Origin of the sequence: Streptomyces sp. NPDC059166 (assembly GCF_042755185.1) — a bacterium.
Lineage (GTDB): Bacteria > Actinomycetota > Actinomycetes > Streptomycetales > Streptomycetaceae > Streptomyces.
Window position 1 is genome coordinate 98,474 of the sequence record NZ_JBHZCI010000011.1, and the last position, 19,839, is coordinate 118,312.

Sequence of the window (19,839 nt, forward strand, 5' to 3'; positions counted from 1 at the left end):
TATGAAGACGACGATGGTCTCCCGCAACATCGCAAACCCCCGGCGCACGACGCTGGCGCACCTCGACGGCGCCGACGTGCCCCAGGGTCCGGAGCAGCGGGAGCACGCCGTCGACCTGCCCAGCCAGACGGCCAACCCGCGGCGCACCATCCTCATGGAGGCCCCGGTCACGGCGGCCCGGTAGCCCCGGAGCCCCGCGGGGCGAGGCGCACGTCCGTCCCCCTCACGCGCGCTAGCCTGGAGCGTCAGTCTTCAGCCAGCCAGCAAGTGAGGGGCGACAGCATCCCGTGCGCATCGCCAGGTTCTCCATCGACGGCAATGTCGCCTTCGGCGCGGTCGAGGGCGACAGCCCCGACAGCCTCGTCCTCGACATCATCAAGGGCATCCCGTACACCGACTTCGAACTCTCCGGGACCAAGGTCCCGCTGAAGAAGGTCCGGCTGCTGCCGCCCGTGCTTCCCAACAAGGTCGTGGCCATCGGCCGCAACTACGCGGAACACGCCGCCGAACTGGGCAACGAGGTCCCGGATGTGCCCGTCGCCTTCTTCAAGCCCACCACCTCGGTGATCGGCGCCAGCGACTCCATCGAGTACCCCTCCTTCTCCGAGGAACTGCACCACGAGGCCGAGCTGGCCGTGGTGATCGGCCGCATGTGCCGGGAGGTCCCGCGTGAGCGGGTCAAGGACGTCGTCTTCGGTTACACGTGCGCCAACGACGTCACCGCCCGCGACGTCCAGCGCCGGGAGAGCCAGTGGGCCCGGGCGAAGGGGTTCGACACCTCCTGCCCCATCGGCCCCTGGGTGGAGACCGACGTCGACCCCGGCGATCTGGCCATCCAGGCGACGGTCAACGGCGAACAGCGCCAGCTCGGCCGGACGAGCGACATGATCCGCTCCGTGGAGGACCTGGTCGTCCACATCACGGAGGCGATGACGCTGCTCCCGGGCGACGTGATCCTCACCGGGACCCCCGCAGGGGTGGGACCCCTGCACGTCGGCGACGAGGTCGCCGTCACCATCGAAGGTATCGGCACTCTCACCAACAAGGTGATCAAGCGTGGTTAACGCACCAGACGCACCTGCCCCCAAGGTCTCGACCCCGCTCGGGCAGGGGGTACCCCCGCGCGTACGTTTCTGTCCCTCGCCGACCGGCAACCCCCACGTGGGCCTGGTCCGCACCGCCCTGTTCAACTGGGCGTTCGCCCGTCACCACAAGGGCACCCTGGTCTTCCGTATCGAGGACACCGACGCGGCGCGGGACTCCGAGGAGTCCTACACCCAGCTGCTCGACTCGATGCGCTGGCTCGGCCTGGACTGGGACGAGGGCCCCGAGACCGGCGGCCCGCACGCCCCGTACCGCCAGTCGCAGCGCATGGACCTCTACAAGGACGTCGCGGCCAAGCTGCTGGAGGCCGGGCACGCCTACCCCTGCTACTGCACCACGGAGGAGCTCGACGCCCGCCGCGACGCCGCCCGCGCCGCCGGCAAGCCGTCGGGCTACGACGGCCACTGCCGCGACCTGAGCGACGAGCGGAAGGCGGCGTACGAGGCCGAGGGCCGCACCTCGATCGTCCGCTTCCGGATGCCCGACGAGGCGATCACCTTCACCGACCTCGTCCGGGGCGACATCACGGTCCAGCCGGAGAACGTCCCCGACTACGGCATCGTCCGCGCCAACGGAGCGCCGCTGTACACGCTCGTCAACCCGGTCGACGACGCCCTGATGGAGATCACCCACGTCCTGCGCGGCGAGGACCTCCTCTCCTCCACCCCCCGCCAGATCGCCCTGTACCGGGCGCTCATCGAGCTGGGGATCGCCAAGGGCATCCCCGCCTTCGGCCATCTCCCGTACGTCATGGGGGAGGGCAACAAGAAGCTCTCCAAGCGTGACCCGCAGGCCTCGCTCAACCTCTACCGCGAGCGCGGCTTCCTGCCCGAGGGGCTGCTCAACTACCTCTCGCTGCTCGGCTGGTCGATCGCGGAGGACCGCGACATCTTCGGCCTCGACGAGATGGTCGCCGCCTTCGACATCGCGGACGTCAACGCCAACCCGGCGCGGTTCGACCTGAAGAAGGCCGAGCACATCAACGCCGAGCACCTGCGCATGATCGACGTGAAGACCTTCACCGAGGCGTGCGGCCCCTGGCTGCGGGCGCCGTTCGCGCCGTGGGCGCCCGAGGCGTTCGACGCGGAGCAGTTCGCCGAGATCGCCCCGCATGCCCAGACACGTGTGACGGTTCTCTCCGACATCACCGCCAACGTCGACTTCCTCTTCCTGGACGAGCCCGTCCACGACGAGGCCTCCTGGACCAAGGCCATGAAGGAGGGCTCCGACGCCCTGCTCGTCACGGCCCGCGCCGAACTGACGGCCGCCGAGTGGAACGCGGAGGCGCTGAAGGCCGCCGTGCTCACCGCCGGCGAGCAGCACGGCCTCAAGCTCGGCAAGGCGCAGGCCCCCGTCCGGGTCGCCGTCACCGGCCGCACGGTCGGGCTCCCGCTCTTCGAGTCCCTGGAGATCCTGGGCCGCGAGAAGACGATCGCCCGCATCGACGCGGCACTGGCGAAGCTGGCCGCGTAACGCCCTTCACGCACCGGAGGCCGGGTCCCCCCTGGGGGCCCGGCCTCCGGCCGTTCCGGGCGCCCGGAACGGCCGCGGGGGTGAGCGCGGTCCGGTTTGCCGTGTTCCCGCTTCCCGGCGTCCCGCGGCGGGTAGGTTCGCGGACATGGTGATTCGCGCGGTCCTCTGGGATGTGGACGACACGATCTTCGACTACGCGGGCTCGGACCGGACCGGTCTGCTGCGCCATCTCCGGGCGGAGGGGCTGCCCGAGACCGACGAGGACCACCACGGCCGCTGGATGCGCATCGCGTCCGTCCACTGGGCGCGCGTCGCGGCCGGGGAGTCCGACTGGCCCGCGCACTGCCGGGACCGGGTGCGGGAGTTCCTGGAGGCGGAGCTGAGCGACGAGGACGCCGACGCGTGGTTCCACCGGTACGTGGAGCACTACGAGAGCTCCTGGGAGCTCTTCCCGGACGCCGTGCCCGTACTGGACGCTCTGGCCGCCACGCACCGGCACGCGATCCTGTCGAACTCCTCCGTCGAGCACCAGGAGCGCAAGCTGAGGGCCCTCGGTGTGCGTGACCGTTTCGAGGTCCTGCTGTGCGCGCAGGAGCTCGGCGTGTGGAAGCCGGACGCCCGGGCCTTCCGTGTGGCCTGCGAGGCGCTCCGGCTGGATCCGCACGAGGTCGTCTACGTCGGGGACCAGCCGGACATCGACGCGGCCGGCGCCGTGGCCGCGGGTCTCGTCGGAGTGTGGCTGGACCGGCGCGGGCAGGGCGGCCGCCCCGAGCTCACGCGGATCACCGGCCTCGACGAGCTGCCGATGCTGCTGGCCGGCGATACCCGTTTTGGAGCGCCGGACACCTTCGGGTAATGTTCTTTCTGCGCCGCCCGAGCGGGCCGAAAGATCCGGCCGGGAAGCGCAGACAGAGACAAGACCCCCAGGGGTTGCGTTTCAGTGGGCTATGGTGTAATTGGCAACACTACGGTTTCTGGTACCGTCATTCTAGGTTCGAGTCCTGGTAGCCCAGCGCAAGACCGAAGTAACAAGCCCCCGTTGTGTAGCGGCCTAGCACGCTGCCCTCTCACGGCAGTAGCGCCGGTTCGAATCCGGTCGGGGGTACAGATCCATCCCGCAGGAACATCGGGTCGCACCCAGGTTCCAGCGGTGACACCACCCGGCTCCGGCTGGGTGAGGATCGCCAGGGCCCCCGTTGTGTAGCGGCCTAGCACGCTGCCCTCTCACGGCAGTAGCGCCGGTTCGAATCCGGTCGGGGGTACTTGTCACACCATGGGCTATGGTGTAATTGGCAACACTACGGTTTCTGGTACCGTCATTCTAGGTTCGAGTCCTGGTAGCCCAGCGCAAGTCAGCAGTAACCACGCCCCCGTTGTGTAGCGGCCTAGCACGCTGCCCTCTCACGGCAGTAGCGCCGGTTCGAATCCGGTCGGGGGTACAACAAGCAGTACGGCAAAGGCCCTTCACCTCGGTGGAGGGCCTTTCGCATGGCTCCCACGGCGCGCCGTTCCCGCATATCCGCCGGTGGCGGGGGAGTCGGGGAACCGCGAGGCCACTTCCCTTGCGGGGCAGGCCTGTTGCGGGAGGTGCGTGGAGGGGGCCGCCACGACGCTGGGGCGGCCTCGGAGGTGTGCCGGCGGGCAGGGGCGGTCATGTGGCCCTCGGTCCGTCCGGTGATGAGCGGTGAAAGGGGTGTCGGCCCCCGGGTTTCGGCAGGCGCCCTCAGCCGGTGCGGCGCAGCGCCTCGCTCAGCCGCGCGGCCGAGTCGATGACGGCCTGGGCGTGCATCCTGCCGGGGTGCCGGGTGAGCCGCTCGATCGGACCCGAGACCGACACGGCGGCCACCACCCGGTTCGACGGTCCGCGGACCGGAGCCGAGACGGACGCCACCCCGGGCTCCCGCTCGCCGATGGACTGCGCCCAGCCCCTCCGGCGCACACCGGAGAGGGCGGTGGCGGTGAAACGGGCGCCCTGCAGGCCCCGGTGCAGCCGCTCCGGTTCCTCCCAGGCCATCAGGATCTGCGCGGAGGAACCCGCCTTCATGGTGAGCGTGGAGCCCACCGGTACGGTGTCCCGCAGTCCGGACAGACGCTCCGCCGCGGCCACGCAGATGCGCATGTCGCCCTGCCGGCGGTAGAGCTGGGCGCTCTCGCCGGTGATGTCGCGAAGATGGGTGAGTACGGGGCCGGCCGTCGCCAGGAGCCGGTCCTCGCCGGCCGCGGCCGCGAGTTCCGAAAGGCGGGGGCCGAGAATGAAACGGCCCTGCATGTCCCTCGCCACCATGCGGTGGTGTTCGAGTGCCACGGCGAGTCTGTGAGCCGTGGGTCGTGCGAGCCCTGTCGCCGCGACCAGCCCGGCGAGGGTGGCCGGACCGGACTCCAGGGCGCTCAATACCAGAGCTGCCTTGTCGAGAACGCCGACGCCGCTAGAGTTGTCCATACGACGATACTCGCGTCTCACTCTGTGAAACGCAAGTTCAATTTTCCCCGAAACTTGCGAACCTGTATCCGCGGCCGCACGACGGCCCACAGTCGCCGCCCCGCCGGGGGGTGCGAGCGGTGGCACCCGAATCTCTAGTTGGGCCGGTGATGACGCCGGCCGGAGGGAAAGCGATGGGTAGGACACTCGCGGAGAAGGTCTGGGACGACCACGTCGTCCGGCGCGCCGATGGCGAGCCCGACCTCCTCTTCATCGATCTGCACCTGCTGCACGAGGTGACCAGCCCGCAGGCGTTCGACGGCCTGCGCCAGGCCGGCCGCCCGGTTCGGCGCCTCGACCTCACCATCGCCACCGAGGACCACAACACCCCGACCCTCGACATCGACAAGCCGATCGCCGACCCCGTCTCCCGCGCCCAGCTGGAGACCCTGCGCAAGAACTGCGCGGAGTTCGGCGTCCGGCTGCACCCGCTGGGCGACGTCGAGCAGGGTGTCGTGCACGTGGTCGGCCCGCAGCTGGGCCTGACCCAGCCCGGCACCACGGTCGTCTGCGGTGACTCGCACACCTCCACCCACGGCGCCTTCGGCGCGCTGGCCTTCGGTATCGGCACCAGCCAGGTCGAGCACGTCCTGGCCACCCAGACGCTGCCGATGGCCCGCCCCAGGACCATGGCGATCACCGTCGAGGGTGAACTCCCCGACGACGTCACCGCCAAGGACCTCATCCTGGCCATCATCGCCCGGATCGGTACCGGCGGCGGCCAGGGCTACATCCTGGAGTACCGCGGCTCCGCCATCGAGAAGCTCTCGATGGAGGCCCGGATGACCATCTGCAACATGTCGATCGAGGCCGGCGCCCGCGCCGGCATGATCGCCCCCGACGAGACCACCTTCGCCTACCTCGAGGGCCGCGACCACGCGCCCCGGGGCGAGGACTGGGACGCCGCGGTGGAGTACTGGAAGACGCTGCGCACCGACGACGACGCCGTCTTCGACGCCGAGGTCGTCATCGACGGTGCCGCGCTCGCTCCGTTCGTCACCTGGGGTACCAACCCCGGCCAGGGCGCGCCCCTGTCGGCGGGTGTCCCCGACCCGGCCTCGTACGAGGACGCCTCGGAGCGCTTTGCCGCCGAAAAGGCCCTGGAGTACATGGGGTTGACCGCCGGCCAGCCGCTGCGTGACATCAACGTCGACACCGTCTTCGTGGGTTCGTGCACCAACGGGCGCATCGAGGACCTGCGCAACGCCGCCGCGGTCCTCGACGGCCGCAAGGTCGCCGACGGTGTACGGATGCTCGTCGTCCCAGGCTCCGTCCGGGTCGCCCTGCAGGCTGTCGAGGAGGGCCTGGACAAGGTCTTCACCGCGGCCGGCGCCGAATGGCGGCACGCGGGCTGCTCGATGTGCCTGGGCATGAACCCCGACCAGCTGGCCCCCGGTGAGCGCTCGGCCTCCACCTCGAACCGCAACTTCGAGGGCAGGCAGGGCAAGGGCGGCCGTACCCACCTGGTCTCCCCGCAGGTCGCCGCCGCCACCGCCGTGCTGGGCCATCTGGCCTCGCCCGCCGACCTGTCCGACGTCCGTACGCCCGCCGGAGTCTGAGAGTCATGGAAGCATTCACCGCACACACCGGCCGGGCCGTCCCGCTGCGCCGCAGCAACGTCGACACCGACCAGATCATCCCCGCCCACTGGCTGAAGAAGGTCACCCGCGACGGCTTCGAGGACGGGCTCTTCGAGGCCTGGCGCAAGGACGAGAACTTCGTCCTCAACCGCCCTGAGCGCAAGGGCGCCTCGGTTCTCGTCGCCGGACCCGACTTCGGTACCGGTTCCTCGCGTGAGCACGCCGTCTGGGCGCTGCAGAACTACGGCTTCAAGGCCGTCATCTCCTCCCGGTTCGCCGACATCTTCCGGGGCAACTCCCTGAAGAACGGTCTGTTGACCGTCGTCCTGGACCAGGAGGTCGTCGACAGCCTCTGGGCGCTGACTGAGGCGGACCCGACCGCCGAGGTCACGGTCGACCTGGAGAAGCGCCAGGTGCTGGCGGAGGGGATCACGGCCGACTTCGAGCTCGACGAGAACGCCCGTTGGCGTCTGCTGAACGGGCTGGACGACATCAGCCTCACTCTTCAGAACGAAGCGGACATTGCGGCTTACGAGGCGGCCAGGCCGTCCTACAAGCCGCGCACGATTGACGCCTGAGCAGCGCTTTTCCTGAACTGCGCCCCCTGCCACCCGGCAGGGGGCGCAGTCGCTTGTTGAGACCCCCTCGGGCGACAACTCGCCCCAGATGGCACAATCGGTGCATGGAACGCGACAGCCAACTCGAGCTCTACGGTCACGTCGCCGACCAACTGAAGGAAGCGCACGCAAAAGTGCGCACACTGCAAGTCCCGGAGGGCGTACGGATGGCGCTGTCCCGGAAGCTGTTGGCCGTCACGGCTGCGGCTAAGCACGATCTCCCAGGCGCGGCAAGGCGTCTGGACCGGCTGATGAAGGACCTCGATGAGGCCCGATTCCCCGAAGGTGACTGACTCCGCGGAGAGCGCAGCGGTCGACTTCGTTGCGGCACTAGGGTGATTCGCCCGTTTCGTGTTTGATTTGCGGTATATATCTGCCTAACGTGCGAAAACGCCTGAACAGTTTCGTTCCGGCAATGTCTCCGAAGGGGAAGACGTGAACAAGGCGCAGCTCGTAGAAGCGATTGCCGACAAGGTCGGCGGCCGTCAGCAGGCCGCGGACGCTGTCGACGTGGTGCTCGACGCGATCGTCCGTGCGGTCGTCGCCGGGGACCGTGTCTCGGTCACCGGCTTCGGTTCGTTCGAGAAGGTCGACCGCCCCGCCCGGTACGCCCGCAACCCGCAGACGGGTGAGCGCGTGCGGGTCAAGAAGACCTCGGTGCCCCGTTTCCGCGCGGGACAGGGCTTCAAGGACCTGGTCAGCGGCTCCAAGAAGCTCCCCAAGAACGACGTGGCCGTGAAGAAGGCCCCCAAGGGCAGCCTCTCGGGCGGTTCTTCCACCCGGACGACGGCGAAGGCCGCGGCCAAGAAGGCCACCGCCAAGAAGGCCACGGCGAAGAAGACCACGGCCGCCGCCAAGAAGACCACCGCGGCGAAGAAGACCGCGGCGAAGACCACCACCGCGGCCAAGAAGACCACGGCGGCCGCGAAGAAGGCGGCCCCGGCGAAGAAGGCCACCGCCACCAAGAAGACGGCCGCCGCCAAGACGGCGCCCGCCAAGAAGACCACGGCGAAGAAGGCGCCCGCCAAGAAGGCCACCGCGCGCAAGACCACGGCCAAGAAGGCCACCGCACGCAAGAAGTGAGACCGGGCACCGCTCGTTCCTCACACGCGCCGGGCCGGGCTCCCCTCGGGGAGCCCGGCCCGCGGGCTGTTCAGGGCCCGTGCCGGGCCTGGAGGGGAGCTCGGAGGGGGTGGGAGGTGCGGAGGGCGCTCAGAGGGTCTGGAGCGTCACCAGGGTGATCCGCAGCGAGGCACCCGTTCCCTCGGTCTCGATCCGCACCCGCTGACCCGCACGAAGCAGCCGGAGCCCGCCCGCGTCGAACGCGGCCGCGTCGAAGTCCACCGGTGTGCCGTCGTCGAGCAGCACGCTGCCGGTGCGGGTCTCGGGGTCGTACGTGAACGAGGTCGCCTGCATGAGCGGCAGCCTATCGCTCCGCCACCGGCACCGCCGGTGCCGCCAGACCCGCGGTGAACGGCCCCACCCCCAGTGCCAGCGCCGCCTCCAGGTCCTCGCCGGTGTCCACGTCGCGACGCACGGAGTCCAGGCCCGGCAGCCGGATCTCCACGGCGCCCGAGGCCAGATGCCGCGCCCGTGACGGGCCGCCGAACGACGGACACAATTCCGTGCCCGAAGCGGCGGAAAGAAATGTCGTGCCGATTCCCTGGGCGTCCGGAACAAATGCGCGCGGAAATCGCGAAGAGAATTCGAGTACCCGCGCCAATTCCTCCGGACGCAGTGCCGGCAGATCCGCGTTCAGCGCGGCCACCGCCGCGCCGCCGCGCCGGGCGAGAATCGCGCGCACCCCGTGGTTGAGAGCGGCGTTCAGGCCGGCCGCGGGGGTGTCGGGCACCGTGCGGGCGCCGAGCGCCGTCACGGCCGCCCCCGCCACCGGATCGTCCGTGACGACCACCACATCCCGCACCCCGGGACAGGACAGGGCGGCGGCCACGGTGTCCTGCGCGAACGCCAGGGCCAGACCCGCGCGCAGATCCCCGCCCACCGCCCGGCCGAGCCTGCTCTTGGCCCGTGCCAGCGGTTTCAGCGGGACGACCAGGGACCAGGGGCCGGTCGGGTCGGTGTTCGTGGCGATCTCCCCCTCCGTACGCATCAGCCCCTATTCTCGCCTGCCGGTAGGACAACCCGGAGGTCCACCCCCACAGGTGAGGCGTACGGTGTTCTCCACAACAGCAGGGCCCCGGGGCGAGGCAGCACGGACCGCAGGCCCCGCAGCAGCACAGGTCCTAGAGGAAGGCGTCCGAGTGTCCCGCCGCAGAATCGGCTTCTGGTACCGCCTGGCCGCGGTCATCGCGAAACCGCCCCTGGTGGTTCTGTTCAAGCGCGACTGGCGGGGAATGGAGCACATCCCGGCCGACGGCGGATTCATCACGGCGGTCAACCACAACTCGTACCTGGATCCGCTGTCCTACGCGCACTGGCAGTACAACACCGGCCGTGTTCCCCGTCTGCTGGCGAAAGCGGCGCTCTTCAAGGCGCCTTTCGTCGGAATGATGCTGCGCGGCACCGGTCAGATCCCCGTCTACCGCGAGACGACCAACGCGCTGGACGCCTTCCGTGCCGCCGTCGACGCCATCGAGCGCGGGGAGTGCGTCGCCTTCTACCCGGAGGGCACCCTCACCCGCGACCCCGAGATGTGGCCGATGGCCGGCAAGACGGGCGCCGCCCGCGTCGCCCTGATGACCAAGGCGCCGGTCATCCCCGTCGCGCAGTGGGGCGCCAACCTCGCGATGCCGCCCTACGCCAAGGAGAACAAGCTCCGGCTGTTCCCCCGCAAGACGCTGACGGTCCAGGCCGGGCCGCCGGTCGACCTCTCCCGCTTCCACGGCCTCGAGCCCACCCCCGACGTCCTGCGCCAGGCCACCGAGACCATCATGGCCGCGATCACCGCACAGCTGGAGGAGGTACGAGGCGAGGAGGCCCCCGCCGAGCTCTACGATCACCGCAAGGCACGTGCTGAACAGCGGCGCAAGGCAGAGGGAAAGGGAACGACGTGACACACCCCGCAAAGGCGGCCGTCTTCGGAACCGGCTCATGGGGCACGGCCTTCGCCGTGGTCCTCGCCGACGCGGGATGCGAGGTCACGCTCTGGGGCCGCCGCTCCGAGGTCGTCGAGGCGGTCAACACCACCCGGACCAACCCCCAGTACCTCCCCGGGGTCGAACTGCCCCCCTCGGTACGGGCCACGACCGACGCCGCCGAGGCGCTGCGCGGAGCCGACTTCGCGGTACTGGTCGTCCCCTCGCAGACCCTGCGGGCCAACCTCGCCGACTGGGCGCCCCATCTGGAGCCCGGCACCGTGCTCGTCTCCCTGATGAAGGGGGTCGAACTCGGCACGGCCAAGCGGATGAGCGAGGTCATCACCGACGTCACCGGCGTCACCGCCGACCGCGTCGCCGTCGTCACGGGACCCAACCTCGCCAAGGAGATCGCCGAACGCCGCCCCGCCGCGGCGGTCGTCGCCTGCGCCGACGAGGACGTCGCCCGGCGTCTCCAGGCCGCCTGCCACACCCCGTACTTCCGCCCGTACACCAACACCGACGTGGTCGGCTGCGAACTGGGCGGCGCGGTGAAGAACGTCATCGGCCTCGCGGTGGGCATCGCCGACGGCATGGGCCTCGGTGACAACGCCAAGGGCTCCCTCATCACCCGCGGTCTCGCCGAGACCACCCGCCTCGGGCTCGCCATGGGCGCCGACCCGCTCACCTTCTCCGGACTCGCGGGACTCGGCGACCTCGTGGCGACCTGCTCCTCGCCTCTCTCGCGCAACCACACCTTCGGCACCAACCTCGGGCGCGGGATGACGCTCCAGGAGACCGTCGCCGTCACCAGCCAGACCGCCGAGGGCGTCAAGTCCTGCGAATCGGTGCTCGATCTGGCGCGCAGGCACGGCGTCGACATGCCGATCACCGAGACCGTCGTCGGCATCGTCCACGAGGGCAAGCCGCCGGTCGTCGCGCTCAAGGAGCTGATGGCGCGCAGCGCCAAGCCCGAGCGGCGCTGACTCCGGCCCTACCAGCAGGTACGCTCAACGCGATATGAGCAGCCAGAACCTCCCCCAGAGCCCTGAGAGCCCCCTGAGCTCCGAGCGGAGCTCCGCGCCGGGCCGCAAGCCGCGCGTGGCCGTCGTGTTCGGCGGCCGCAGCTCCGAACACGGCATCTCCGTCGTCACGGCCGGCGCCATCATGAGCGCCATCGACCGGACGAAGTACGACGTCCTGCCGATCGGTATCACCAGGGACGGGCGTTGGGTCCTCACGTCCGACGACCCGGCCCGGATGGCCATCACGGACCGGCAGGTGCCGGACGTGGACCAGCTGGCCGCATCCGCGCAGGGCGTCGTCACGCTCTCCGTCGACCCCGGCAACCGCGACGTCGTCGTCGGTGAACCCGGTGCGGTCCCCAAGGTCCTGGGCGAGGTCGACGTCGTCTTCCCCATGCTCCACGGCCCCTACGGCGAGGACGGCACGCTCCAGGGACTCCTGGAGCTCTCCGGGGTGCCCTACGTCGGCGCCGGGGTTCTGTCCTCGGCCGTCGGCCAGGACAAGGAGTACATGAAGCGGGTGTTCACCTCCTTCGGGCTGCCGGTCGGCCCCTACGAGGTCGTCCGCCCCCGCGAGTGGGAGTCCGACCGGCCCGCCGCCCGCAAGCGCATCATGGAGTTCGCCGCCGAACACGGCTGGCCGCTCTTCGTCAAGCCCGCCCGGGGCGGCTCCTCCATGGGCATCACCAAGGTCGACGACGCCGCAGGACTCGACGAGGCCATCGAGGAGGCCCGCCGGCACGACCCGAAGTTCCTCGTGGAGTCACTGCTGCGCGGCCGGGAGATCGAGTGCGGCGTGCTGGAGTTCGAGGACGGGCCGCGCGCCAGCGTGCCCGCCGAGATCCCGCCCGTCACGGCGCACGAGTTCTACGACTTCGAGGCCAAGTACATCGACTCCGCCGCGGGACTGGTCCCCGCACCGCTCACCGACGCGCAGACCGCCGAGGTCCAGCGGCTCGCCGTCGAGGCCTTCGAGGCGGCCGCCTGCGAAGGGCTGGTCAGGGCCGACTTCTTCCTCACCGAGGACGGCGGCTTCGTCATCAACGAGATCAACACCATGCCGGGCTTCACCCCGATCTCCATGTACCCGCGCATGTGGCAGGCGAGCGGCGTGGAGTACCCGGAGCTCGTGGACCGGCTGATCCAGGCCGCGCTCGACCGCCCGACCGGCCTGCGCTGACCCCGCACGGGGCCGCCCCCGGCGGGGGCGGCCTCACAGGCTGTCGGGGACCGTCCTGCGCACGGGTACGGCGAACGCGGACAGCGGGGTGATGTCATGGGCGTACTCCGTGCCCAGCGTCACCTCGACGTACGCCTTGCGGTAGGTGGTGGTGAACCGCGGGCCGGCGTCGTCGCGCTGCTCCAGCAGCCAGTTGACGCCGTCCGCGTCGACGGCCTTCGCCTGGGAATCGTCCATCCTCGCGGGCCGGGGAACGCCGCAGCGCAGTACGATCGCCCCGTCCCCCCATCCGGCGGTCAGGTCCGAATCCGGCGAGGGGTCACTCCGTTCCAGACCGGCGACGGACTCCGGCAGCGCCTCGTGCAGTTTCCCGCAGTACCCGGCCGCCTCGGGGGACGGCGTGGGGACCGGCACCGAGGGCTGTCCGTCGCCCGCGGAACAGCCCGCCACGGCCAGCACGAAAGCGGCGGCTGACGGGGCGAGAACACGGAATCCGGGGGACCGGCGGCGGGTGTGAGTCACCGGACCAGCGTAGACAGGGGTCAGAGGTGCACGACCGGGCAGGTCAGAGTGCGCGTGATGCCGTCCACCTGCTGGACCTTCGCGACCACCATGCGGCCGAGGGCGTCGACCGTGTCGGCCTGCGCGCGCACGATCACGTCGTAGGGGCCTGTGACGTCCTCGGCCTGGATCACTCCCGGGAGCTTGGCGATGGTCTCGGCGACGATCGACGCCTTGCCCACCTCGGTCTGGATAAGGATGTACGCCTGTACCACGGAACCTCCAGGGCGGCCACGAGGATCATGTGGGGGAAAGGGACGCCACGTTATCGCGTCGCCCCGCGCCGAGGGGAGACCTGCGGGCCGGAAGACGTCCACAGCGTGGCGTACGCACCACAGAAGTTGACGTATCTCTTGACGGTACCGACAGCAGACGGGGCTCGCGACCGCAAGCCCGCCGGGGCGGAAGGGGGACGGGATGCCTGAACGCCACGGGGCCGGGGAGCCCCCGGGGCCGTACGGCCCCGGACCGGGGCTCCGCCCGCTGAATCAGCCCGGACGGATGTCCGGTGCGATAGATGAGAGGTGACACTCGGTGAAGGGAACCGTGGGCGAGTTGGGGGAGTTCGGGCTCATCAGAGAGCTCACGTCCCGGCTCACCACCACTCCGGCGGTGCGGCTGGGGCCCGGCGACGACGCCGCGGTCGTCGCCGCTCCGGACCGCAGGGTCGTGGCCAGTACGGACATCCTGCTCGAAGGGCGGCACTTCCGGCGCGACTGGTCCACCGCGTACGACGTCGGCCGCAAGGCAGCCGCCCAGAACCTCGCCGACATCGCGGCCATGGGCGCTGTGCCCACCGCGCTGCTGCTGGGCCTGGTCGTGCCGGCCGACCTGCCGGTCACCTGGGCCGCCGAGCTGATGGACGGGCTGCGCGACGAGTGCCAGGTGGCCGGCGCGGCCGTGGTCGGCGGCGACGTCGTCGGCGGGGACACCATCACCGTCTCGATCACCGCCCTCGGCGACCTGCGCAACCACGAACCCGTCACCCGCGCCGGTGCCCGGCCCGGCGACGTGGTGGCCGTCACCGGCTGGCTCGGCTGGTCCGCCGCCGGATTCGCCGTCCTCTCCCGCGGGTTCCGTTCCCCACGGGCCTTCGTGGAGGCCCACCGGCGCCCCGAACCGCCGTACCACGCGGGCCCCGCGGCGGCCGGGCTGGGCGCCACGGCCATGACGGACGTCAGCGACGGACTCGTCGCCGACCTCGGGCACATCGCCGAGGCCAGCAAGGTCCGTATCGACCTGCGCTCCGGACTCATCGACATCCCCTCGCAGATGTCCGACATCGGGCAGGCCGTCGGGATCGACCCGCTGCAGTGGGTGCTCACCGGGGGAGAGGACCACGCGATCGTGGCGACCTTCCCGGCGGACGTGAAACTCCCCGCCCGCTGGAAGGTCATCGGAGAGGTGGTCAACCCCTCCGCGCTGCCCCAGGTCACCGTCGACGGGGCTCCCTGGACGAGCAAGGGCGGCTGGGACCATTTCGGATCGATCGAGGACGCGCAGTAGATTCCGGGGCATGACCTCACCTGCCGTGGCACCGCCCCGTGTTCTCACCGTCGCCGGATCGGACTCCGGCGGCGGTGCGGGCATCCAGGCCGACCTGAAGACGATGCTCGCCCTCGGCACACACGGGATGAGCGTGCTCACCGCGGTGACCGCGCAGAACTCGCTGGGCGTGCAGGGCGCCTGGGACCTGCCCGTCGAAGCCGTACGCGCCCAGTACCGCAGCGTCGTCGACGACATCGGCGTACAGGCCGTGAAGACCGGCATGCTCTCCTCGGCCGTCCTGGTCGACACCGTCGCCGAACTCCTCGCCGGAACCGGCGCACCCGTCGTCGTCGACCCCGTCGGCGTCTCCAAACACGGGGACGCGCTCCTGGCGGCCGAGGCCCTCGACTCCGTACGGACGAAGCTGCTCCCCCTCGCCACGGTCGCCACCCCCAACCTCGACGAGGTGGCCCAGCTCACCGGCGTCACCGTCACCGACGAGGCCGGAATGCGGCGGGCCGCCGCGGAGATACTCGCCCACGGGCCCCGCTGGGTGGTGATCAAGGGCGGCCACCTGCCCGGGGAGGCGGTGGACCTGCTGACGGACGGCGGCGAGGAGCACTGGCTCCGCGCCCCCAGGCACGACAACCGGCACACCCACGGCACCGGATGCACCCTCGCCTCGGCCATCGCCTGCGGCCTCGCCCGCGGCCAGGACGTGCCGACGGCCGTACGCGGCGCCAAGGAGTACGTCACCGGCGCGATCCGCTCCGGCTTCGCGCTGGGCACCGGGATCGGCCCCGTCGACCACGGCTGGCCCACCCGCGCCTGAGCCGCCCGGGCACAGCAAAAAGCCGGTCCACCGAGGTGGACCGGCTTTTTGGGCAACCGGAAGGCTGCGCTACGACGGGGACGTCAGCGCGCGACCTTGCCGGCCTTGATGCACGAGGTGCAGACGTTGAGCCGCTTCGGCGTCCGACCGACCACGGCACGCACGCGCTGGATGTTGGGGTTCCAGCGACGGGACGTACGGCGGTGCGAGTGCGAAATGTTGTTGCCGAAGCTCGGCCCCTTGCCGCAAACGTCGCAGTTGGCAGCCACGGGTCACTCCAAAGACTTCAGATGCACTTACAGTGAATTCCGGCGCGCCGGAATCATTTTACTGAAGTGGCGGTACCGGAGGAATGTCCCGACTTTCGTCGGGCAACCGAAGCAGCATACAACGGCTGCGTCGGAGATACGAAACTACCACGGCTCCCGGACCCCTCCGTACCGCCCTCCGTCCGCGACCGCCCGCGCGCGAGGGCTACCCTGCGGTGCAGCCAGCCCCCCACGGCCGTCCCAAGGAGGACCAACGGTGCCGCAGCCCCCCGACGCCCTCGACGCCGTCGCGGTCCGCACCTGGTGCTCGCTGGCCCTGGACGCGCTGGGCCGGGAACGCGCCGCGATCGACGCCATCAACGTCTACCCCGTCGCCGACGGGGACACCGGCACCAACCTGTACCTCACGGTCGAATCTGCGGCGGCGGCCGTCGAAGCGGTCTTCGCCGCCCACGAGACCGGCACCACCGCACCGGCCCGGGCCGACGCGGTACGGGCCATGGCGCACGGCGCGCTGATCGGGGCCCGGGGCAACTCGGGAACCATCCTGGCCGAGCTGCTGCGCGGGATGGCCGGGGTGCTGGCCGAGGCCGGTGACGCGGACCATCTGCGCACCGCCCTGACCAGGGCGGCGGCAGCGGCCCGGCTGGCCGTGGCGCACCCCGTCGAAGGAACCGTCCTCACCGTCGCCACCGCCGCCGCCGAGGCCGCCTCGGCCGGCACGGGGAGCGACAGCCTCAAGGACGTGCTCGACGCGGCGTACGAGGGCGCGCGCACCGCCCTGGCCGCGACCCCGGGCCAGCTGGCGGCCCTGGGCCGGGCGGGAGTCGTGGACGCGGGAGGCCGGGGACTCGTGACCGTGCTGGGCGCCCTGCTTGAGGCGGTCGGCGGCCGTGCGGGGAACAGGCCCGTCGGCCCCGCCCCCGACGGCCCGCCCCCGCTCCGGGACTGCGAGGACACCGGCCCGGACGACGGCCCCGCCTTCGAGGTCATCTATCTGCTGGACGCCACCGACGACGCGGTCGCCCGCCTGCGGACCCGGCTGGACGCCCTGGGGGACTCCCTGGTCGTCGTCGGTGGCGACGGCCTCTGGAACGTCCACGTCCACGTCGACGACGCCGGGGCAGCCGTCGAAGCGGGCGTCGAGGCGGGCCGCCCCCACCGGATCCGCATCACCCACTTCGCCGCCGGCCGGGGCGCCGTCCACGACGACCCCGTCCAGCGCGCGGTCGTGGCGGTCGTGCCCGGCGACGGGCTCTGCGGCCTGTGCGCGGAGGCGGGCGCGACGACCGTACTGGCACGCCCCGGTGAACCGCCCGCGAGCGGCGAGCTGGTCGAGGCCATCCGCCGGGCGAACGCCCGTGAGGTGGTCCTGCTGCCCAACGACGCCCGGCTCCGCCACGCCGCCGCTGCCGCCGCCGAGCAGGCCAGGACCGAAGGCGTCCGCGTCGCCCTGGTCCCGACCCGCGCCGCCGTGCAGGGAATCGCCGCCCTCGCCGTGCACGAACCCGGCCGCAGCTTCGACGAGGACGTCGTCGCCATGACCTCGGCCGCCGGGGCCACCCGCTACGCCGAACTCGCCGTCGCCGAGCGGCAGTCGTGGACCATGGCGGGCATCTGCCAGGCGGGCGACATCCTCGGCCTCATCGACGGGGACGTCGCCGTCATCGGGGAGGACTTCGCCGGTACCGCCCGCACCGTCCTCGACCGGATGCTGTCGGCCGGCGGCGAACTCGTCACACTCGTCCTCGGCGACGAGGTGCCCGAGACCCTCGCCGACGAGCTCGGCGCGTACGTCCGCGAGGGGTACCTCGCCGTCGACACGGTCGTCTACCGCGGCGGCCACCAGGCGGCTCCCCTGCTGATCGGCGTCGAGTGACCCCTGCCGCCGCCCGGTGACACGTCCGCGGCGACGGTGCCCGACCGCTTCTGTCGGTGCCGTGGTGTGCAATGGACATCGTGTCCGCTTTCGATGAACCCCTGAAGAAGCTGCTCGGCGGAGCCACCGCGAAGGTGATGGCCGAACACCTCGACCTCCACACGGTCGGTGATCTGCTGCACCACTACCCGCGGCGCTACGAGGAGCGGGGCCGGCTGACCGCGCTCACCGAACTCCCGCTGGACGAGCACGTGACGGTCGTCGCCCAGGTCGCCGACGCCCGGATCATGATGTTCAACAACGGCCGGGGCAAGCGCCTTGAGGTCACCCTCACCGACGGCAGCGGGCGCCTCCAGCTGGTCTTCTTCGGACACGGCGTGCACAAGCCCCACAAGGAGCTGCTCCCCGGGCGGCGCGCGATGTTCGCGGGCAAGGTCTCCGTGTTCAACCGGAAGACGCAACTCGCCCACCCCACCTACCAGCTGCTCGACACCAGGGACGGGGACGACCCGGGCGAGGTGACCGAGGCCGTCGACGCCTTCGCGGGGCAGCTGCTGCCGATCTACCCGGCCTGCAAACAGCTCGACTCATGGCGGATCGCCAAGGCCGTGGACACCGTCCTGCCCAGTGCCGGCGAGGCGGTGGATCCACTGCCCCCCGCACTGCGCGAAGGACGGGGGTTCGTCCCGCTCCCCGAGGCGCTCCTCAAGATCCACCGCCCGCGCACCAAGGCGGACATCGCGGCCGCGCGGGACCGGCTGCGCTGGGACGAGGCCTTCGTCCTCCAGGTCGCGCTCGCCCGCCGCCGCTACGCCGACACCCAACTCCCGGCCGCCGCCCGGCGGCCCGTCCCCGGCGGACTGCTCGACTCCTTCGACGCCACGCTCCCCTTCACCCTCACCGAGGGCCAGCAGAAGGTCACCGGCGAGATCTTCGACGCACTGGCCACCGAGCACCCCATGCACCGACTGCTCCAGGGAGAGGTCGGCTCGGGCAAGACCCTGGTCGCGCTGAGGGCGATGCTCCGCGTCGTCGACGCGGGCGGCCAGGCGGCGATGCTCGCGCCCACCGAGGTGCTGGCCCAGCAGCACCACCGGTCCATCACCGAGATGATGGGCGAGCTGGCACAGGGCGGGATGCTCGGCGGCTCCGACAAGGGCACCAAGGTCGTCCTGCTCACCGGCTCGATGGGCGCCGCCGCCCGCCGGCAGGCCCTGCTCGACCTGGTGACGGGCGAGGCCGGGATCGTCATCGGCACCCATGCGCTGATCGAGGACAAGGTCAAGTTCCACGACCTCGGCCTGGTCGTCGTCGACGAGCAGCACCGCTTCGGGGTGGAACAGCGTGACGCGCTGCGTTCCAAGGGGAAGCAGCCGCCCCACCTGCTGGTGATGACCGCCACCCCCATCCCCCGTACGGTCGCCATGACCGTCTTCGGGGACCTGGAGACCTCCGTGCTGGACCAGCTCCCCGCCGGGCGCTCGCCCATCGCCAGCCACGTCGTCCCGGCCAAGGACAAACCGCACTTCCTCAGCCGCGCCTGGGAGCGGGTCCGTGAGGAGGTGGAGAACGGCCACCAGGCCTACGTGGTCTGCCCCCGCATCGGCGACGACGCCGACGAGGCCGCCGAGAAGAAGGGCAAGGGCGGGAAGAAGCAGGCGCCCCCCGAGGGGGAGGACGCCGAGAAGCGGCCACCGCTGGCCGTGCTGGACATCGCGGAGCAGCTCGCGAAGGGCCCCCTCGCCGGTCTCCGGGTCGAGGTGCTCCACGGCAGGATGCCCCCCGAGGAGAAGGACGAGGTGATGCGCCGGTTCTCCGCCGGCCGCGCCGACGTCCTCGTCGCCACCACCGTCATCGAGGTCGGGGTGAACGTGCCCAACGCCACCGCGATGGTGATCATGGACGCGGACCGGTTCGGGGTGTCCCAGCTGCACCAGCTCAGGGGCCGCGTCGGACGAGGCAGCGCCCCCGGGCTCTGCCTGCTCGTCAGCGAGGCCCACGAGGCGAGCCCCGCCCGGGCCAGGCTCTCCGCGGTCGCCGCCACCCTCGACGGCTTCGAGCTCTCCCGCATCGACCTCGAACAGCGCCGCGAGGGCGACGTCCTCGGACAGGCCCAGTCCGGCGTCCGCTCCTCGCTGCGGGTGCTCAGCGTCATCGACGACGAGGAGGTCATCGCGGCTGCCCGCGAGGAGGCCGTCCGGGTCGTCGCCGACGACCCCGCGCTCGAAGGGCTGCCCGAGCTGCGCACCGCGCTCGAGGCCCTGCTCGACAAGGAACGGGAGGAGTACCTCGACAAGGGGTGACCAGGCGGATCCCC

The 19,839-nt window shown here is 71.1% G+C and carries 21 protein-coding genes and 5 tRNA genes; 20 read left to right on the plus strand and 6 right to left on the minus strand.

Annotated elements, in window-relative coordinates:
* The first annotated feature begins 1 nt into the window (after window position 1).
* From ACFXOA_RS11035 to ACFXOA_RS11075, 9 genes are all read left to right on the plus strand, one after another.
* Window positions 2–184 carry a hypothetical protein gene (locus ACFXOA_RS11035; RefSeq protein ID WP_385024977.1) on the plus strand — a complete coding sequence of 61 codons (183 nt, stop codon included), beginning with the start codon at window positions 2–4 and terminating at the stop codon, window positions 182–184.
* 103 nt (window positions 185–287) lie between these two features.
* A complete protein-coding gene (locus ACFXOA_RS11040) occupies window positions 288–1,064 on the plus strand; it encodes a fumarylacetoacetate hydrolase family protein (protein WP_385024979.1) in 777 nt (258 codons plus the stop codon).
* Window positions 1,057–2,577, plus strand: a complete 1,521-nt coding sequence (gltX, locus tag ACFXOA_RS11045; RefSeq protein ID WP_385024982.1) for a glutamate--tRNA ligase — start codon at window positions 1,057–1,059, stop codon at window positions 2,575–2,577. The genes ACFXOA_RS11040 and gltX overlap by 8 nt, the downstream gene beginning before the upstream one ends.
* A gap of 145 nt (window positions 2,578–2,722) precedes the next feature.
* Window positions 2,723–3,433, plus strand: coding sequence for an HAD family hydrolase (locus ACFXOA_RS11050; RefSeq protein WP_385024985.1), 711 nt, complete (start codon window positions 2,723–2,725; stop codon window positions 3,431–3,433).
* An 85-nt stretch (window positions 3,434–3,518) separates the two neighbouring features.
* A tRNA-Gln gene (locus ACFXOA_RS11055) sits at window positions 3,519–3,590 on the plus strand.
* A 19-nt stretch (window positions 3,591–3,609) separates the two neighbouring features.
* A tRNA-Glu gene (locus ACFXOA_RS11060) sits at window positions 3,610–3,682 on the plus strand.
* An 84-nt stretch (window positions 3,683–3,766) separates the two neighbouring features.
* Window positions 3,767–3,839 (plus strand) — tRNA-Glu (locus ACFXOA_RS11065).
* Window positions 3,840–3,851: 12 nt separating this feature from the next.
* Window positions 3,852–3,923 (plus strand) — tRNA-Gln (locus ACFXOA_RS11070).
* Between the two features lie 20 nt (window positions 3,924–3,943).
* Window positions 3,944–4,016, plus strand: a tRNA-Glu gene (locus ACFXOA_RS11075).
* A 284-nt stretch (window positions 4,017–4,300) separates the two neighbouring features.
* Here ACFXOA_RS11075 and ndgR read toward each other — a convergent pair.
* Window positions 4,301–5,017: an IclR family transcriptional regulator NdgR gene (gene ndgR, locus ACFXOA_RS11080; RefSeq protein WP_003966003.1), complete on the minus strand. Its 717-nt coding sequence runs from the start codon at window positions 5,015–5,017 to the stop codon at window positions 4,301–4,303.
* A gap of 173 nt (window positions 5,018–5,190) precedes the next feature.
* On the opposite strand from ndgR, the gene leuC reads away from it, so the two are divergent.
* The 4 genes from leuC to ACFXOA_RS11100 all read left to right on the plus strand — a co-directional run bounded on the left by leuC (window position 5,191) and on the right by ACFXOA_RS11100 (window position 8,336).
* A complete protein-coding gene (leuC, locus tag ACFXOA_RS11085) occupies window positions 5,191–6,615 on the plus strand; it encodes a 3-isopropylmalate dehydratase large subunit (protein WP_385024988.1) in 1,425 nt (474 codons plus the stop codon).
* 5 nt (window positions 6,616–6,620) lie between these two features.
* A complete protein-coding gene (leuD, locus tag ACFXOA_RS11090) occupies window positions 6,621–7,214 on the plus strand; it encodes a 3-isopropylmalate dehydratase small subunit (RefSeq protein ID WP_385024991.1) in 594 nt (197 codons plus the stop codon).
* Between the two features lie 104 nt (window positions 7,215–7,318).
* Window positions 7,319–7,546, plus strand: coding sequence for a hypothetical protein (locus ACFXOA_RS11095; protein ID WP_385024994.1), 228 nt, complete (start codon window positions 7,319–7,321; stop codon window positions 7,544–7,546).
* A gap of 142 nt (window positions 7,547–7,688) precedes the next feature.
* On the plus strand, window positions 7,689–8,336 hold the full coding sequence (locus ACFXOA_RS11100; protein WP_385024996.1) for an HU family DNA-binding protein: 648 nt from the start codon (window positions 7,689–7,691) through the stop codon (window positions 8,334–8,336).
* 129 nt (window positions 8,337–8,465) lie between these two features.
* Here the strand turns inward: ACFXOA_RS11100 and ACFXOA_RS11105 are convergent, their stop codons facing one another.
* Window positions 8,466–8,669: a hypothetical protein gene (locus tag ACFXOA_RS11105; protein WP_385024998.1), complete on the minus strand. Its 204-nt coding sequence runs from the start codon at window positions 8,667–8,669 to the stop codon at window positions 8,466–8,468.
* A 10-nt stretch (window positions 8,670–8,679) separates the two neighbouring features.
* Window positions 8,680–9,363 carry a 2-phospho-L-lactate guanylyltransferase gene (gene cofC / locus ACFXOA_RS11110; protein ID WP_385025001.1) on the minus strand — a complete coding sequence of 228 codons (684 nt, stop codon included), beginning with the start codon at window positions 9,361–9,363 and terminating at the stop codon, window positions 8,680–8,682.
* Between the two features lie 151 nt (window positions 9,364–9,514).
* Here cofC and ACFXOA_RS11115 point away from each other — a divergent pair, with 151 nt between their 5' ends.
* Genes ACFXOA_RS11115 through ACFXOA_RS11125 form a run of 3 tightly spaced genes read left to right on the plus strand, consistent with a single transcriptional unit; the run spans window position 9,515 to window position 12,493 of the window.
* Window positions 9,515–10,267, plus strand: a complete 753-nt coding sequence (locus ACFXOA_RS11115) for a lysophospholipid acyltransferase family protein (protein ID WP_385025004.1) — start codon at window positions 9,515–9,517, stop codon at window positions 10,265–10,267.
* The gene (locus ACFXOA_RS11120) at window positions 10,264–11,274 is read left to right on the plus strand and encodes an NAD(P)H-dependent glycerol-3-phosphate dehydrogenase (protein WP_385025007.1); all 1,011 of its coding nucleotides are present in this window, start codon (window positions 10,264–10,266) and stop codon (window positions 11,272–11,274) included. The genes ACFXOA_RS11115 and ACFXOA_RS11120 overlap by 4 nt, the downstream gene beginning before the upstream one ends.
* Before the next feature lie 34 nt (window positions 11,275–11,308).
* The gene (locus ACFXOA_RS11125) at window positions 11,309–12,493 is read left to right on the plus strand and encodes a D-alanine--D-alanine ligase family protein (protein WP_385025010.1); all 1,185 of its coding nucleotides are present in this window, start codon (window positions 11,309–11,311) and stop codon (window positions 12,491–12,493) included.
* Between the two features lie 33 nt (window positions 12,494–12,526).
* Here the strand turns inward: ACFXOA_RS11125 and ACFXOA_RS11130 are convergent, their stop codons facing one another.
* Together ACFXOA_RS11130 and ACFXOA_RS11135 are read right to left on the minus strand one after the other, a co-directional pair.
* The gene (locus ACFXOA_RS11130) at window positions 12,527–13,015 is read right to left on the minus strand and encodes a DUF3515 domain-containing protein (protein WP_385025012.1); all 489 of its coding nucleotides are present in this window, start codon (window positions 13,013–13,015) and stop codon (window positions 12,527–12,529) included.
* A gap of 20 nt (window positions 13,016–13,035) precedes the next feature.
* Window positions 13,036–13,269, minus strand: coding sequence for an Lrp/AsnC family transcriptional regulator (locus tag ACFXOA_RS11135; RefSeq protein ID WP_056791028.1), 234 nt, complete (start codon window positions 13,267–13,269; stop codon window positions 13,036–13,038).
* A gap of 319 nt (window positions 13,270–13,588) precedes the next feature.
* On the opposite strand from ACFXOA_RS11135, the gene ACFXOA_RS11140 reads away from it, so the two are divergent.
* Both ACFXOA_RS11140 and thiD read left to right on the plus strand, forming a co-directional pair.
* On the plus strand, window positions 13,589–14,560 hold the full coding sequence (locus ACFXOA_RS11140) for a thiamine-phosphate kinase (RefSeq protein WP_385025015.1): 972 nt from the start codon (window positions 13,589–13,591) through the stop codon (window positions 14,558–14,560).
* 10 nt (window positions 14,561–14,570) lie between these two features.
* Window positions 14,571–15,374: a bifunctional hydroxymethylpyrimidine kinase/phosphomethylpyrimidine kinase gene (gene thiD, locus ACFXOA_RS11145; protein ID WP_385025018.1), complete on the plus strand. Its 804-nt coding sequence runs from the start codon at window positions 14,571–14,573 to the stop codon at window positions 15,372–15,374.
* Window positions 15,375–15,457: 83 nt separating this feature from the next.
* Here the strand turns inward: thiD and rpmB are convergent, their stop codons facing one another.
* Window positions 15,458–15,643 (minus strand): 50S ribosomal protein L28, encoded by a 186-nt coding sequence (gene rpmB, locus ACFXOA_RS11150; protein WP_026171429.1) that lies wholly within the window; start codon window positions 15,641–15,643, stop codon window positions 15,458–15,460.
* 256 nt (window positions 15,644–15,899) lie between these two features.
* Here rpmB and ACFXOA_RS11155 point away from each other — a divergent pair, with 256 nt between their 5' ends.
* Together ACFXOA_RS11155 and recG are read left to right on the plus strand one after the other, a co-directional pair.
* Window positions 15,900–17,522, plus strand: coding sequence for a DAK2 domain-containing protein (locus tag ACFXOA_RS11155; protein ID WP_385025021.1), 1,623 nt, complete (start codon window positions 15,900–15,902; stop codon window positions 17,520–17,522).
* Between the two features lie 71 nt (window positions 17,523–17,593).
* The gene (gene recG, locus ACFXOA_RS11160; RefSeq protein ID WP_385025024.1) at window positions 17,594–19,825 is read left to right on the plus strand and encodes an ATP-dependent DNA helicase RecG; all 2,232 of its coding nucleotides are present in this window, start codon (window positions 17,594–17,596) and stop codon (window positions 19,823–19,825) included.
* The last annotated feature ends 14 nt before the right edge of the window (window positions 19,826–19,839 follow it).